Origin of the sequence: Pseudomonas sp. GM55 (assembly GCF_000282395.1) — a bacterium.
Taxonomy (GTDB): Bacteria; Pseudomonadota; Gammaproteobacteria; order Pseudomonadales; family Pseudomonadaceae; genus Aquipseudomonas; species Aquipseudomonas fluorescens_CC.
The window spans coordinates 68,255-83,300 of record NZ_AKJJ01000045.1 but is presented as its reverse complement, the minus strand read 5'-3'; the positions used below and the strand labels follow the sequence as shown (position 1 = coordinate 83,300).

At 56.2% G+C, this 15,046-nt stretch carries 11 protein-coding genes and 4 tRNA genes; all 15 read left to right on the top strand.

What is annotated here, in order from left to right; genetic code table 11:
- Positions 1-203 precede the first annotated feature (203 nt).
- The 15 genes from birA (at position 204) to rpoC (ending at position 14,928) form a co-directional block, all read left to right on the top strand.
- The gene (birA, locus tag PMI31_RS11660) at positions 204-1,163 is read left to right on the top strand and encodes a bifunctional biotin--[acetyl-CoA-carboxylase] ligase/biotin operon repressor BirA (RefSeq protein WP_008018204.1); all 960 of its coding nucleotides are present in this window, start codon (positions 204-206) and stop codon (positions 1,161-1,163) included.
- Positions 1,153-1,902, top strand: coding sequence for a pantothenate kinase (locus tag PMI31_RS11655; protein ID WP_008018203.1), 750 nt, complete (start codon positions 1,153-1,155; stop codon positions 1,900-1,902). Before birA ends, PMI31_RS11655 begins: the two co-directional genes overlap by 11 nt.
- A gap of 7 nt (positions 1,903-1,909) precedes the next feature.
- Entirely contained in the window at positions 1,910-2,350 is a 441-nt protein-coding gene (locus PMI31_RS11650; RefSeq protein ID WP_008018202.1) for a hypothetical protein, read from the top strand.
- Between the two features lie 143 nt (positions 2,351-2,493).
- Positions 2,494-2,578: transfer RNA gene (locus PMI31_RS11645), tRNA-Tyr, on the top strand.
- A 24-nt stretch (positions 2,579-2,602) separates the two neighbouring features.
- Positions 2,603-2,676: transfer RNA gene (locus PMI31_RS11640), tRNA-Gly, on the top strand.
- A gap of 26 nt (positions 2,677-2,702) precedes the next feature.
- Positions 2,703-2,778, top strand: a tRNA-Thr gene (locus PMI31_RS11635).
- A gap of 175 nt (positions 2,779-2,953) precedes the next feature.
- Positions 2,954-3,029, top strand: a tRNA-Trp gene (locus PMI31_RS11630).
- Positions 3,030-3,074: 45 nt separating this feature from the next.
- Positions 3,075-3,443, top strand: a complete 369-nt coding sequence (gene secE / locus PMI31_RS11625; RefSeq protein ID WP_008018201.1) for a preprotein translocase subunit SecE — start codon at positions 3,075-3,077, stop codon at positions 3,441-3,443.
- Positions 3,444-3,452: 9 nt separating this feature from the next.
- The gene (nusG, locus tag PMI31_RS11620) at positions 3,453-3,986 is read left to right on the top strand and encodes a transcription termination/antitermination protein NusG (protein WP_007984405.1); all 534 of its coding nucleotides are present in this window, start codon (positions 3,453-3,455) and stop codon (positions 3,984-3,986) included.
- Positions 3,987-4,103: 117 nt separating this feature from the next.
- Positions 4,104-4,535, top strand: coding sequence for a 50S ribosomal protein L11 (rplK, locus tag PMI31_RS11615; protein WP_007933726.1), 432 nt, complete (start codon positions 4,104-4,106; stop codon positions 4,533-4,535).
- Positions 4,535-5,230 carry a 50S ribosomal protein L1 gene (gene rplA / locus PMI31_RS11610; protein WP_003186095.1) on the top strand — a complete coding sequence of 232 codons (696 nt, stop codon included), beginning with the start codon at positions 4,535-4,537 and terminating at the stop codon, positions 5,228-5,230. The genes rplK and rplA overlap by 1 nt, the downstream gene beginning before the upstream one ends.
- A 198-nt stretch (positions 5,231-5,428) precedes the next feature.
- A complete protein-coding gene (gene rplJ / locus PMI31_RS11605; protein WP_007970413.1) occupies positions 5,429-5,929 on the top strand; it encodes a 50S ribosomal protein L10 in 501 nt (166 codons plus the stop codon).
- A gap of 75 nt (positions 5,930-6,004) precedes the next feature.
- On the top strand, positions 6,005-6,370 hold the full coding sequence (rplL, locus tag PMI31_RS11600; protein WP_008018200.1) for a 50S ribosomal protein L7/L12: 366 nt from the start codon (positions 6,005-6,007) through the stop codon (positions 6,368-6,370).
- 220 nt (positions 6,371-6,590) lie between these two features.
- Positions 6,591-10,664 (top strand): DNA-directed RNA polymerase subunit beta, encoded by a 4,074-nt coding sequence (gene rpoB, locus PMI31_RS11595; protein WP_008018199.1) that lies wholly within the window; start codon positions 6,591-6,593, stop codon positions 10,662-10,664.
- A gap of 64 nt (positions 10,665-10,728) precedes the next feature.
- The gene (gene rpoC / locus PMI31_RS11590; RefSeq protein ID WP_008018198.1) at positions 10,729-14,928 is read left to right on the top strand and encodes a DNA-directed RNA polymerase subunit beta'; all 4,200 of its coding nucleotides are present in this window, start codon (positions 10,729-10,731) and stop codon (positions 14,926-14,928) included.
- Positions 14,929-15,046 lie beyond the last annotated feature (118 nt).

The following is a 15,046-nucleotide window of genomic DNA, read 5'->3' as shown; positions in this document are numbered from 1 at the left end:
AGTGAAACGATGCATCGCCGATGGTAGTGTGGGGTTTCCCCATGTGAGAGTAGGTCATCGTCAAGATCAAATTCCGAAACCCCTATCTGCGTACGCAGGTAGGGGTTTTGTTTTTGTCCGCAGAAAAGCCACGGATACTGGATTTCTATGCAATAGCTCGGCGCGTGGCTATCATGCGGGCCTCATTGTGAGGCGAGACCTGCATGCTGACGTTGTTAAAGCTTCTTAAAGATGGCCGGTTCCATTCGGGTCAAGCGTTGGGTGCTGCCCTGGGCGTCAGCCGCAGCGCCGTGTGGAAGCAGCTTCAGCATCTAGAGGCTGAGCTGGGTTTGTCTATTCATAAAGTTCGTGGGCGCGGCTATCAATTGTCCGCACCATTAGCGCTGCTCGATCCTTCCGAGATAAGTGCGCAGGCGCTTTCCTGCGACTGGCCCGTCCAGGTCTATGACTCGATCGACTCCACGAACGCCGAGGCACTGCGTGCCATAGAGCGGGGCCAAGCGGCGCCATTCCTTGTGCTTGCGGAGCGGCAGACGGCCGGGCGCGGGAGACGTGGTCGCAAGTGGGTCAGTCCGTTCGCAGAAAACGTCTATTACAGCCTGGTACTGCGCATTGATGGTGGGATGCGTCAGTTGGAGGGTTTGAGTCTCGTCGTTGGGCTTGCTGTTTTGCAGACGCTGCGTGAGCTCGGTATTGCAGCTGCTGGATTGAAGTGGCCAAACGATGTTCTTGTGGGCCAGAAAAAGATAGCGGGAATATTGCTCGAGTTGGTCGGTGATCCTGCTGATGTGTGCCATGTGGTTCTCGGGGTGGGAATCAATGTGAACATGCAGTCTGCTGACGAGGTGGACCAGCAATGGACATCCATGCGGCTCGAGTCAGGCAAATTGTTTGATCGCAACCAATTGGCCGCCAGGTTGGGGGAGATGCTGCAGCGATACCTGGAGCGTCATCAGGCGGGCGGCTTTTTGGCCATCCAGTCCGAGTGGGAGCAGAATCACCTGTGGCAGGGGCGAAGCGTGTCGTTGATTGCCGGTGTCAATCAAATTGATGGTGAGGTGCTTGGTATTGATGGTCAGGGTGCCTTGCGCCTGAAGGTGGATGGTGTGGAGAAAGTCTTCAGTGGTGGTGAATTGAGCCTGAGGTTGCGTGATGATTCTTGAGCTCGATTGTGGGAATAGTTTCATCAAGTGGCGCGTGCTTGCCGTAAATGCCGGGCGGGTGCTTGGTGAGGGGGTTGTCGACTCCAATCTCGCATTGCTTGAGGGGGTGGGGGCACTCAAGGGGCTTGCCCTCACGTTTTGCCGGCTGGTGAGCGTCAGGACTGCGGAAGAGACCGGTGCGCTGACATCTTTGCTGAGGGAAACCTATGATGTGCCGGTTGTGTGCGCAACGCCTGCGCGCGAAATGTCAGGCGTGCGCAATGGGTACGAGGAGTTTGAGCGCCTGGGTCTGGATCGGTGGCTTGCAATGCTTGGGGGCTTTCATCTCGCTTCAGGTGCGTGCCTGGTTCTCGACTTCGGTACGGCCGTGACTGCTGACTTTATCGCAGCGGATGGAGAGCACCTGGGTGGTTTCATCTGTCCGGGTATGCCGTTGATGCGCAACCAGCTGCGCACCCACACTCGCAAGATTCGTTATGGGGACCTGGCGGCTGAGCAAGCCCTGGAGAGTCTTGTTCCGGGTCGCGCGACTGTTGAGGCTGTAGAGCGTGGTTGTTTGTTGATGTTGCGCGGCTTCGTGCTGACTCAGCTCGAGTTGGCGAGCAGCTACTGGGGTGAGGACTTTGTCGTATTCCTCACTGGGGGGGATGCAAACCTGGTTTCCGAGGTCGTGCCTCAGGCCAGGGTGGTTCCGGACTTGGTGTTTGTCGGATTGGCCATGGCCTGTCCCTTGTCCTGAGGTTTTTATGCGTTGGTTGTTTCTGCTGCTGCTTGTCCTCAATGGTTTCTACTACATCTGGCATCAACAAGAGGCCCCGCTGCGCGCAAAGGATGTCACGCCTTTGAGTTTGTATCGCGGGTCTCAGCAGGATATCCGTCTGTTGAGTGAGGCGGGGGAGGCGGCCAAGGACAAGGGCAAGGCAGCCCAGCCGGATTCCGGCTGTCTTTATCTGGGCGGTTTTACCCGTCAGGACGTGGCCCAGGGGCTTGAGCGCAGATTGGCTGGTATGGATGTGAAGTTTCAGGCGTTGCCCCGGGGTGGCTCCGAAACTGCTGGTTATTGGCTACGTGTGGCCCCGGAAAGCCGGCGCTGGCTGGACGATCTTCAGCTGATAAACCTTTCTAAAGAATTCAATGAGTTAAAACATAAAATAATGCCGTGCGAGGGGGTTGCACCCATCGAATAGTTTGCATAGAATGGCGCCCGCTCCACAGCGAACACCGGAAACGGTTGGCGGTGTGAAGCGAGGTCAACGCAGCTAAGCTCAGGTTTTTAATGAGAAAAATGCTTGACAGAAGGCTGGCATGATGTAGAATGCCGGCTCGCTTAGGAGGGGTTCCCGAGCGGCCAAAGGGATCAGACTGTAAATCTGACGTCTACGACTTCGAAGGTTCGAATCCTTCCCCCTCCACCATTTTTAGCGAGAGCTGTAAGCCTCGCGGGTATAGTTTAGTGGTAGAACCTCAGCCTTCCAAGCTGATGATGCGGGTTCGATTCCCGCTACCCGCTCCAAGTTTACAGGTTTTGCACAGTGTTACGCTCTTGTAGCTCAGTTGGTAGAGCACACCCTTGGTAAGGGTGAGGTCAGCGGTTCAAATCCGCTCAAGAGCTCCATATAACAAGGCAGATATGAAAATATCTGCCTTTGTTTTAAGTGGTTCAGGTTGCCTTTGGTGGTTCGCGGTGATGGTGGTTGTATCGTCGGTGCGGATGTCGTAACCAGGGATCCAGAGTAAATTGTTGTAAAGTCTCCTTCAGGCCGGCATAATGGTCGGCCTGATTTTGTTTTAGGTCAGTAGCTCAATTGGCAGAGCGACGGTCTCCAAAACCGTAGGTTGGGGGTTCGATTCCCTCCTGACCTGCCAGATTCACTTGGTGTGTCTGGCTTTCTTTTCACAGGATCTTCATAGATGACTCCTAAAGCTGAAGCTCAAGGCTCTCGCTTCGATCTCCTCAAGTGGCTGGTAGTAGTCGCTCTGGTGATTGTTGGCGTTGTTGGAAATCAGTATTTCTCTGCTTCGCCGATCCTGTACCGTGTACTCGCATTGCTCGCCATTGCTGCTGTAGCTGCCTTTGTAGGCCTGCAGACTGCGAAGGGCAAGTCTTTCTTTGTACTGGTTAAGGAAGCTCGCACCGAGATTCGTAAAGTCGTGTGGCCAACTCGCCAAGAAACCACGCAGACCACCCTGATTGTGGTGGCTGTTGTTCTGGTTATGGCGTTGCTGTTGTGGGGGCTTGATTCCCTGCTCGGCTGGCTTGTTTCCTTGATCGTCGGCTAAGGGTGTCCCGTGGCTAAGCGTTGGTATGTTGTGCATGCTTACTCCGGTTACGAGAAGCATGTAATGCGCTCGCTGATCGAGCGCGTAAAGCTGGCCGGTATGGAAGATGGCTTCGGCGAGATTCTGGTTCCCACTGAAGAAGTGGTTGAAATGCGCAATGGCCAGAAGCGCAAAAGCGAACGCAAATTCTTCCCAGGCTACGTGCTGGTGCAGATGGATATGAATGAGGGTACCTGGCACTTGGTCAAGGATACTCCTCGGGTGATGGGTTTTATCGGCGGTACCGCCGACAAGCCTGCGCCGATCACCGACAAAGAGGCAGAAGCGATTCTGCGCCGCGTTGCTGATGGTAGCGACAAGCCGAAGCCGAAGACGTTGTTCGAGCCGGGTGAGTCGGTACGAGTCAACGATGGTCCGTTCGCGGACTTTACCGGTGTTGTTGAAGAAGTTAACTACGAAAAGAGCCGGATCCAGGTCGCAGTGCTCATTTTCGGTCGCTCTACTCCGGTGGAGCTCGAGTTCAGTCAGGTCGAAAAGGTCTAACTGAGCAAAAATCCCAACCCCGCAGCCGTAGGCTGTGGGGTTTTGTCGTCACTGGGATAAACGCGCAAGTAACCGGGGAGCCTCTCGAGGCGTTCGAACCCGTAATTGGAGTGCCTCATGGCCAAGAAGATTACCGCTTACATCAAGCTGCAAGTGAAGGCCGCTCAGGCTAACCCAAGCCCACCTGTTGGTCCTGCTCTGGGTCAGCACGGCGTGAACATCATGGAATTCTGCAAGGCTTTCAACGCCCGTACTCAGGGTCTTGAGCCAGGTCTGCCGACTCCAGTGATCATCACTGTCTACAGCGACCGTAGCTTCACTTTCGAAACCAAATCCACCCCTGCTTCGGTTCTGCTGAAGAAGGCGGCCGGTCTGACCAGCGGTTCCGCTCGTCCGAACACCGTTAAGGTTGGCACCGTGACTCGTGCTCAGCTGGAAGAAATCGCGAAAACCAAAAACGCGGATCTGACTGCAGCTGATATGGAAGCAGCCGTGCGTACTATCGCCGGTTCTGCTCGTAGCATGGGCCTTAACGTGGAGGGTGTGTAATGGCTAAGCTGACCAAGCGTCAAAAGGCTATCGCCGGCAAAATCGAAGCAGGCAAGGCCTACAACTTTGTAGACGCCGCTGCTCTGCTGGCCGAGCTGTCGACTGTCAAGTTCAGCGAGTCGTTCGACGTAGCTGTGAACCTGGGTGTTGACCCGCGTAAATCCGACCAGGTCGTTCGTAGCGCTACTGTGCTGCCACACGGCACTGGCAAGACTGTTCGCGTTGCTGTGTTCACCCAGGGTCCAGCTGCTGAAGCCGCTCTGGCTGCCGGCGCTGACCGCGTAGGTATGGATGACCTGGCTGCCGAAATGAAAGGCGGCGACCTGAACTATGACGTAGTGATTGCATCCCCGGATGCAATGCGCGTTGTAGGTCAGTTGGGTCAGATCCTCGGTCCACGTGGCCTGATGCCTAACCCTAAAGTCGGCACCGTAACCCCAGACGTAGCTACCGCGGTTAAAAACGCCAAGGCTGGTCAGGTTCGTTATCGCACCGACAAAAACGGCATCATCCACACTTCCGTTGGCAAGATCGGCTTCGATGCCGTCAAGCTGAAGGAAAACGTTGAAGCCCTGATCGCTGACCTGAAGCGTATCAAGCCAGCTTCCTCGAAAGGTATCTACGTCAAGCGCGTTACCCTGAGCACCACTATGGGCCCAGGTCTGGTCATCGACCAGAGCTCGCTGGACGCGTAAGACAAAAATTGGCGCAGTTGACTGCGCCAATTGAAAGATTGGGGTCCCTGCCTGGCGGGGGCTATCCAAGACCGTAGGCGACGCAAGTCTTAAACCTCAAGCCTACGCAGATGGTGCTCCCGGTTCCTTACCGAATCAGACACCAAAACGACATCCGGTTTCGACCAGATGAAACGGTAACAAGCAGGAGTTAAACCCGTGGCAATTAAACTCGAAGACAAGAAGGCCATCGTCGCTGAAGTCAACGAGGCTGCCAAAGTCGCTCTGTCCGCTGTCGTGGCTGATGCCCGTGGCGTAACAGTAGGCGCGATGACCGGACTCCGTAAAGAGGCTCGTGAAGCTGGCGTTTACGTACGTGTCGTACGTAACACCCTGCTCAAGCGCGCTGTTGCTGACACTGAATTCAGTGTCCTCAACGACGTGTTCACCGGCCCTACCCTGATTGCGTTCTCCAAAGAACATCCAGGCGCTGCTGCCCGGATCTTCAAGGAATTCGCAAAGGGTCAGGACAAGTTCGAGATCAAGGCAGCTGCGTTCGAGGGCAAGTTCCTCGCAGCTAACCAAATCGACGTGCTGGCAACTCTGCCGACCCGTGACGAAGCAATTTCTCAGCTGATGAGCGTGATTCAAGGCGCTACCAGCAAATTGGCTCGTACTCTGGCGGCAATTCGCGACCAGAAAGAAGCTGCTGCAGCCTAAGGCTCGTCAACTTCTCGCGTTTTTTGTTTTTTTCGATGGTCGCGTAGGCCGTCCCCAATATCAGGAATTAGATTCATGTCTATCTCTCAGAACGATATCCTTGAAGCAGTTGGCAACATGTCCGTAATGGAAGTTGTTGAGCTGATCAAAGCTTTCGAAGAAAAATTCGGTGTTACCGCTGCTGCTGCATCGGCTGGTCCAGCTGTTGCTGCTGCCGCTGTTGAAGAGCAAACCGAATTCAACGTCATGCTGACCGAAGCTGGCGAGAAGAAAGTTAACGTGATCAAGGCTGTACGTGAACTGACCGGTCTGGGCTTGAAAGAAGCCAAGGCTGTAGTTGACGGCGCTCCTGCCATGGTTCTGGAAGCTGTTGCCAAAGACGCAGCTGACAAAGCCAAAGCAGCTCTGGAAGAAGCAGGCGCTAAAGTCGAGCTGAAGTAAGCATCGACTTTGCTCCTCCAGCCCGAGCGTTAAGCGACAGGCTGATGGCTGGTGGCTCTTGCCACCGGCCTTTTTCCGTTATTGGCAGCCGACTGGGTCGGTGCCGATAACGTGCTGTAACCACCCGATGCGGTGGCGCAAACCATGGGGTTTGCACGATTTTCTGGCTGCTCCCGTCGGGAGGGGCCAAACAAGCAGGTGACCAAGCTGGGGAACGCTGATGGCTTACTCATATACTGAGAAAAAACGTATCCGCAAGGACTTTAGCAAGTTGCCGGACGTCATGGATGTGCCGTACCTCCTGGCCATCCAGCTGGATTCGTATCGTGAATTCTTGCAAGCGGGAGCGACTAAAGATCAGTTCCGCGACGTGGGCCTGCATGCGGCCTTCAAATCCGTTTTCCCGATCATCAGCTACTCCGGCAATGCTGCGCTGGAGTACGTCGGTTATCGCCTGGGCGAACCGGCATTTGATGTCAAAGAATGCGTATTGCGCGGTGTAACTTACGCCGTACCTTTGCGGGTAAAAGTGCGCCTGATCATTTTCGACAAAGAATCGTCGAACAAAGCGATCAAGGACATCAAAGAGCAAGAAGTCTACATGGGTGAAATCCCCCTGATGACTGAGAACGGTACCTTCGTAATCAACGGTACCGAGCGTGTAATCGTTTCCCAGCTGCACCGTTCCCCGGGCGTGTTCTTCGACCACGACCGTGGCAAGACGCACAGCTCCGGTAAACTGCTGTACTCCGCGCGCATCATTCCTTACCGCGGTTCGTGGCTGGACTTCGAGTTCGACCCGAAAGACTGCGTATTCGTGCGTATCGACCGTCGTCGCAAGCTGCCTGCCTCGGTACTGCTGCGCGCACTGGGCTATACCACTGAAGAAGTGCTGGACGCGTTCTATACCACCAACGTATTCCACGTGAAGGGCGAGACCCTGAGCCTGGAGCTGGTGCCTCAGCGCCTGCGCGGTGAAATCGCTGTCCTCGATATTCAGGATGACAAAGGCAAGGTTATTGTCGAGCAAGGTCGCCGTATCACCGCTCGCCACATCAACCAGCTGGAAAAAGCCGGGATCAAAGAGCTGGATGTGCCGCTGGACTACGTCCTGGGTCGCACAACCGCCAAGGTCATCGTGCATCCGGCAACCGGCGAAATCCTGGCAGAGTGCAACACCGAGCTGAACACCGAGATCCTGGCGAAAATCGCCAAGGCCGGCGTTGTTCGCATCGAAACTCTGTACACCAACGATATCGACTGCGGTCCGTTCGTCTCCGACACCTTGAAGATCGACTCCACCAGCAACCAACTGGAAGCGCTGGTCGAGATCTATCGCATGATGCGTCCTGGCGAGCCGCCAACCAAAGACGCAGCCGAGACCCTGTTCAACAACCTGTTCTTCAGCCCTGAGCGCTATGACCTGTCTGCGGTCGGCCGGATGAAGTTCAACCGTCGTATCGGTCGTACCGAGATCGAAGGTTCGGGCGTGCTGTGCAAGGAAGACATCGTCGCGGTACTGAAGACCCTGGTCGACATCCGTAACGGTAAAGGCATCGTCGATGACATCGACCACCTGGGTAACCGTCGTGTTCGCTGCGTAGGCGAAATGGCCGAGAACCAGTTCCGCGTTGGCCTGGTACGTGTTGAGCGTGCGGTCAAAGAGCGTCTGTCGATGGCTGAAAGCGAAGGCCTGATGCCGCAAGACCTGATCAACGCCAAGCCAGTGGCTGCGGCGGTGAAAGAGTTCTTCGGTTCCAGCCAGCTGTCCCAGTTCATGGACCAGAACAACCCGCTGTCCGAGATCACCCACAAGCGTCGTGTCTCTGCACTCGGCCCTGGCGGTCTGACTCGTGAGCGTGCCGGATTTGAAGTTCGTGACGTACACCCGACTCACTACGGTCGCGTATGCCCGATCGAAACACCGGAAGGTCCGAACATTGGTCTGATCAACTCCCTGGCCGCCTATGCGCGCACCAACCAGTACGGCTTCCTCGAGAGCCCGTACCGTGTGGTGAAAGACGCTCTGGTCACCGACGAGATCGTGTTCCTGTCTGCCATCGAAGAAGCCGATCACGTGATCGCTCAGGCTTCGGCCACGATGAACGACAAGAAAGTCCTGATCGACGAGCTGGTAGCTGTTCGTCACTTGAACGAGTTCACCGTCAAGGCGCCGGAAGACGTCACCTTGATGGACGTATCGCCGAAGCAGGTAGTTTCGGTTGCTGCGTCGCTGATTCCGTTCCTCGAGCACGACGACGCCAACCGTGCGTTGATGGGTTCGAACATGCAGCGTCAAGCTGTACCAACCCTGCGCGCTGACAAGCCGCTGGTAGGTACCGGCATGGAGCGTAACGTAGCCCGTGACTCCGGCGTTTGCGTCGTGGCTCGTCGTGGCGGCGTGATCGACTCCGTCGACGCCAGCCGTATCGTGGTTCGTGTTGCCGATGACGAAGTTGAAACCGGTGAAGCCGGTGTCGACATCTACAACCTGACCAAATACACCCGCTCCAACCAGAACACCTGCATCAACCAGCGTCCGCTGGTGCGTAAGGGTGATCGGGTTCAGCGTAGCGACATCATGGCCGACGGTCCGTCCACCGACATGGGTGAACTGGCACTGGGTCAGAACATGCGCATCGCCTTCATGGCATGGAACGGCTTCAACTTCGAAGACTCCATCTGCCTGTCGGAGCGCGTTGTTCAAGAAGACCGTTTCACCACGATCCACATCCAGGAACTGACCTGTGTGGCCCGTGACACCAAGCTTGGCCCAGAGGAAATCACTGCGGACATCCCGAACGTGGGTGAAGCTGCACTGAACAAGCTGGACGAAGCCGGTATCGTTTACGTAGGTGCTGAAGTTGGCGCAGGCGACATCCTGGTCGGTAAGGTCACTCCGAAAGGCGAGACTCAACTGACTCCGGAAGAAAAACTGCTGCGTGCGATCTTCGGTGAAAAAGCCAGCGACGTTAAAGACACCTCCCTGCGCGTACCTACCGGTACCAAAGGTACTGTCATCGACGTACAGGTCTTCACCCGCGACGGCGTTGAGCGTGATGCTCGTGCCCTGTCGATCGAGAAGTCCCAGCTGGACGAGATCCGCAAGGATCTGAACGAAGAGTTCCGCATCGTTGAAGGTGCTACTTTCGAACGTCTGCGCTCCGCTCTGGTCGGCCACAAAGCCGAAGGCGGCGCCGGTCTGAAGAAAGGTCAGGACATCACCGACGAAGTACTCGACGGTCTTGAGCACGGCCAGTGGTTCAAACTGCGCATGGCTGAAGATGCTCTGAACGAGCAGCTCGAGAAGGCCCAGGCCTACATCGTTGATCGTCGCCGCCTGCTGGACGACAAGTTCGAAGACAAGAAGCGCAAACTGCAGCAGGGCGATGACCTGGCTCCGGGCGTGCTGAAAATCGTCAAGGTTTACCTGGCAATCCGTCGTCGCATCCAGCCGGGCGACAAGATGGCCGGTCGTCACGGTAACAAAGGTGTGGTCTCCGTGATCATGCCGGTTGAAGACATGCCGCACGATGCCAATGGCACCCCGGTCGACGTCGTCCTCAACCCGTTGGGCGTACCTTCGCGTATGAACGTCGGTCAGATCCTTGAAACCCACCTGGGCCTCGCGGCCAAAGGTCTGGGCGAGAAGATCAACCGCATGGTTGAAGAGCAGCGCAAGGTTGCCGAGCTGCGTAAGTTCCTGCACGAGATCTACAACGAGATCGGCGGTCGTCAGGAAAGCCTCGATGACTTCTCCGACCAGGAAATCCTGGATCTGGCTCAAAACCTGCGTGGCGGCGTTCCAATGGCCACTCCAGTGTTCGACGGCGCCAAGGAAAGCGAAATCAAGGCCATGCTGAAACTGGCAGACCTGCCAGAAAGCGGCCAGATGCAGCTGACCGACGGCCGTACCGGCAACAAGTTCGAGCGCCCGGTTACCGTTGGCTACATGTACATGCTGAAGCTGAACCACTTGGTAGACGACAAGATGCACGCTCGTTCTACCGGTTCGTACAGCCTGGTTACCCAGCAGCCGCTGGGTGGTAAGGCGCAGTTCGGTGGTCAGCGTTTCGGGGAGATGGAGGTCTGGGCACTGGAAGCATACGGTGCTGCTTACACTCTGCAAGAAATGCTCACAGTGAAGTCGGACGATGTGAACGGCCGGACCAAGATGTACAAAAACATCGTGGACGGCGATCACCGTATGGAGCCGGGCATGCCCGAGTCCTTCAACGTGTTGATCAAGGAAATTCGTTCCCTCGGCATCGATATCGATCTGGAAACCGAATAACACGTGACGCGAATCGAGAGCGGGGCAGGATTGCCCGCTCTCTGCTCCGCCAGGAGGAAAGGCCTTGAAAGACCTACTGAATTTGCTGAAAAACCAGGGTCAAGTCGAAGAGTTCGACGCCATCCGTATCGGATTGGCATCGCCTGAGATGATCCGTTCGTGGTCGTTCGGTGAAGTTAAAAAGCCGGAAACCATCAACTACCGTACGTTCAAACCTGAGCGTGACGGCCTGTTTTGCGCCAAGATCTTTGGCCCGGTAAAGGATTACGAGTGCCTGTGCGGTAAGTACAAGCGCTTGAAGCACCGTGGCGTAATCTGCGAGAAGTGCGGCGTTGAAGTCGCGCTGGCAAAAGTTCGTCGTGAGCGCATGGCGCACATCGAACTGGCCTCGCCGGTTGCTCACATCTGGTTCCTGAAATCGCTGCCGTCCCGTATCGGCTTGCTGATGGACATGACCCTGCGTGATATCGAGCGCGTTCTCTACTTCGAGAGCTACGTCGTTATCGATCCAGGCATGACCACCCTTGAGAAAGGTCAGCTGCTGAACGATGAGCAGTACTTCGAAGCGCTGGAAGAGTTCGGCGACGATTTCGATGCCCGCATGGGTGCCGAAGCTGTCCGCGAACTGCTGCACGCTATCGACCTGGAGCACGAGATTGGCCGTCTGCGTGAAGAGATTCCGCAAACCAACTCCGAAACCAAGATCAAGAAGCTGTCCAAGCGTCTGAAGTTGATGGAAGCCTTCCAGGGTTCCGGCAACCTGCCAGAGTGGATGGTGCTGACCGTTCTGCCGGTTCTGCCGCCAGATCTGCGTCCACTGGTCCCGCTGGATGGCGGTCGCTTCGCGACTTCCGACCTCAACGATCTGTATCGTCGAGTGATCAACCGTAACAACCGTTTGAAGCGCCTGCTGGATCTGTCCGCTCCGGACATCATCGTGCGCAACGAAAAGCGTATGTTGCAGGAAGCCGTCGACGCACTGCTCGACAACGGTCGTCGCGGCCGCGCTATCACCGGTTCGAACAAGCGTCCTCTGAAATCCCTGGCTGACATGATCAAGGGTAAGCAGGGTCGTTTCCGTCAGAACTTGCTCGGTAAGCGTGTTGACTACTCCGGCCGTTCGGTAATTACCGTAGGTCCGACCCTGCGTCTGCACCAGTGCGGTCTGCCGAAGAAGATGGCTCTCGAGCTGTTCAAGCCGTTCATTTTCGGCAAGCTGGAAATGCGTGGTCTCGCGACCACCATCAAGGCTGCCAAGAAGATGGTCGAGCGCGAACTGCCAGAGGTTTGGGATGTTCTCGCTGAAGTGATTCGCGAACACCCGGTTCTTCTCAACCGTGCACCGACCCTTCACCGTCTGGGTATCCAGGCGTTTGAACCGGTTCTGATCGAAGGCAAGGCTATCCAGCTGCACCCTCTGGTCTGCGCCGCGTACAACGCCGACTTCGACGGCGACCAAATGGCCGTGCACGTACCGCTGACGCTGGAAGCCCAGCTGGAAGCGCGTGCGTTGATGATGTCGACCAACAACATTCTGTCGCCAGCCAACGGTGAGCCAATCATCGTTCCGTCGCAGGACGTTGTATTGGGTCTGTACTACATGACGCGTGAAGCGATCAACGCCAAGGGCGAAGGTCGTGTGTTCGCGGATCTGCAGGAAGTTGACCGTGTGTTCCGTGCCGGCGAAGCCGCACTGCACGCCAAGGTTAAAGTCCGGATCAACGAAACCGTCAACGACCGTGATGGCGGCAGCGTGACCAACACCCGTATCGTCGACACCACTGTCGGCCGTGCGCTGTTGTTCCAGGTTGTGCCAAAAGGTCTGTCGTACGACGTCGTCAACCTGCCGATGAAGAAAAAGGCGATCTCCAAGCTGATCAACCAGTGCTATCGCGTGGTTGGTCTGAAAGAGACCGTGATCTTCGCTGACCAGTTGATGTACACCGGTTTTGCCTATTCGACCATTTCCGGCGTTTCCATCGGTGTTAACGACTTCGTTATCCCGGATGAAAAAGCCCGCATCATCGGTGCAGCCACCGACGAAGTGAAAGAGATCGAAAGTCAGTACGCCTCCGGCCTGGTAACCCAGGGCGAGAAGTACAACAAAGTGATCGACCTTTGGTCCAAGGCGAACGACGAAGTCTCCAAGGCGATGATGGCCAACCTCTCGAAAGAGAAAGTCATCGACCGTCATGGCGTCGAAGTCGACCAGGAATCTTTCAACTCGATGTACATGATGGCCGACTCGGGTGCGCGGGGTTCCGCAGCACAGATTCGTCAGCTGGCCGGTATGCGTGGCCTGATGGCCAAGCCGGACGGTTCCATCATTGAAACGCCGATTACTGCGAACTTCCGTGAAGGTTTGAGCGTACTCCAGTACTTCATCTCCACTCACGGTGCTCGTAAAGGTCTGGCGGATACCGCGTTGAAAACCGCTAACTCCGGTTACCTGACTCGTCGTCTGGTAGACGTGGCGCAGGATCTGGTTGTAACCGAGATCGATTGCGGCACCGAACACGGTCTGCTGATGACGCCGCACATTGAAGGCGGTGACGTTGTAGAGCCGTTGGGTGAGCGCGTATTGGGTCGTGTTATCGCCCGTGACGTATTCAAGCCAGGTACCGAGGACGTCATCGTTCCTGCCGGCACCCTGGTAGACGAGAAGTGGGTCGAGTTCATCGAGCTGAACAGCATCGACGAAGTGATCGTGCGTTCGCCGATCAGCTGCGAAACCCGCTACGGCATTTGCGCCAAGTGCTACGGCCGTGATCTGGCTCGTGGTCACCAGGTGAACATCGGTGAAGCGGTCGGCGTTATCGCTGCCCAGTCCATCGGTGAGCCGGGTACCCAGCTGACGATGCGTACGTTCCACATCGGTGGTGCGGCAAGCCGGACCTCCGCAGCCGACAGCGTTCAGGTGAAGAATGGCGGTACCGTCCGTCTGCACAACCTGAAACACGTTGAACGAGTGGATGGTCACCTGGTTGCTGTGTCCCGTTCCGGTGAGCTGGCCATCGCTGATGACTTCGGTCGTGAGCGTGAGCGTTACAAGCTGCCGTACGGTGCTGTGATTTCGGTTAAAGAAGGTGACAAGGTCGACGCTGGCGCAATCGTGGCCAAGTGGGATCCGCACACTCACCCGATCGTTACCGAAATGAAAGGTACCGTGACCTACGTGGGCATGGAAGAAGGCATCACGATCAAACGTCAGACTGACGAATTGACCGGTATGACCAACATTGAAGTACTCGACGCCAAAGATCGTCCAGCTGCCGGTAAGGATATCCGTCCTGCCGTGAAGATGGTCGACGACAACGGCAAGGATCTGTTGCTGCCAGGCACTGACGTTATCGCTCAGTACTTCCTGCCAGCCAACGCCCTGGTCGGTGTAGCGGACGGTGCGAAGATCGCGATCGGTGATGTTATCGCTCGTATCCCGCAAGAAACTTCGAAGACCCGTGACATCACCGGTGGTCTGCCGCGTGTTGCCGACCTGTTCGAAGCCCGTCGTCCGAAAGAAGCGTCGATTCTGGCTGAAGTCAGCGGCACCATCGCGTTCGGTAAAGAGACCAAAGGCAAGCGCCGTCTGGTCATTACCCCGAACGACGGTAGCGATCCGTACGAAGAGCTGATTCCGAAGTGGCGTCACCTGAACGTGTTCGAAGGCGAACAGGTAAACCGCGGCGAAGTTATCTCCGACGGTCCGAGCGATCCACACGACATCCTGCGTCTGCTGGGTGTGAGTGCGCTGGCCAAGTACATTGTTAACGAGATCCAGGACGTTTACCGTCTGCAAGGCGTGAAGATCAACGACAAGCACATCGAGACCATCCTGCGTCAGATGCTGCGTAAAGTTGAAATCGCAGAATCCGGCGATTCCAGTTTCATCAAGGGCGACCAGATGGAATTGACTCACGTTCTGGTAGAGAACGAGCGTTTGAGCAACGAAGACAAATTTGTCTCCAAGTTCACTCGCGTTCTGCTGGGTATCACCAAGGCGTCGTTGTCCACCGAATCGTTCATCTCGGCGGCTTCCTTCCAGGAAACCACTCGCGTACTGACCGAAGCGGCGGTAACCGGCAAGCGCGATTACCTGCGCGGCCTGAAAGAAAACGTTGTCGTGGGTCGTCTGATCCCGGCGGGTACCGGTCTGGCTTATCACAGCGAGCGTAAGCGTCGCCGTGATGCAGACAAACCGTTGCGCGTAAGCGCCAGTGAAGTGGAAGCTGCACTGACCGAAGCGCTGAACTTGAGCGGTAACTGAGTTCTGCGGTAAATGAATGTGAGGCCCTGGTCGCTCCGTTCATCGAATCGAGACAAATTGTCGAGATTGGATGAGCGGGGAGGGCGGGGCCTTGCCTTGACTGGGGGCAAGATCCTCT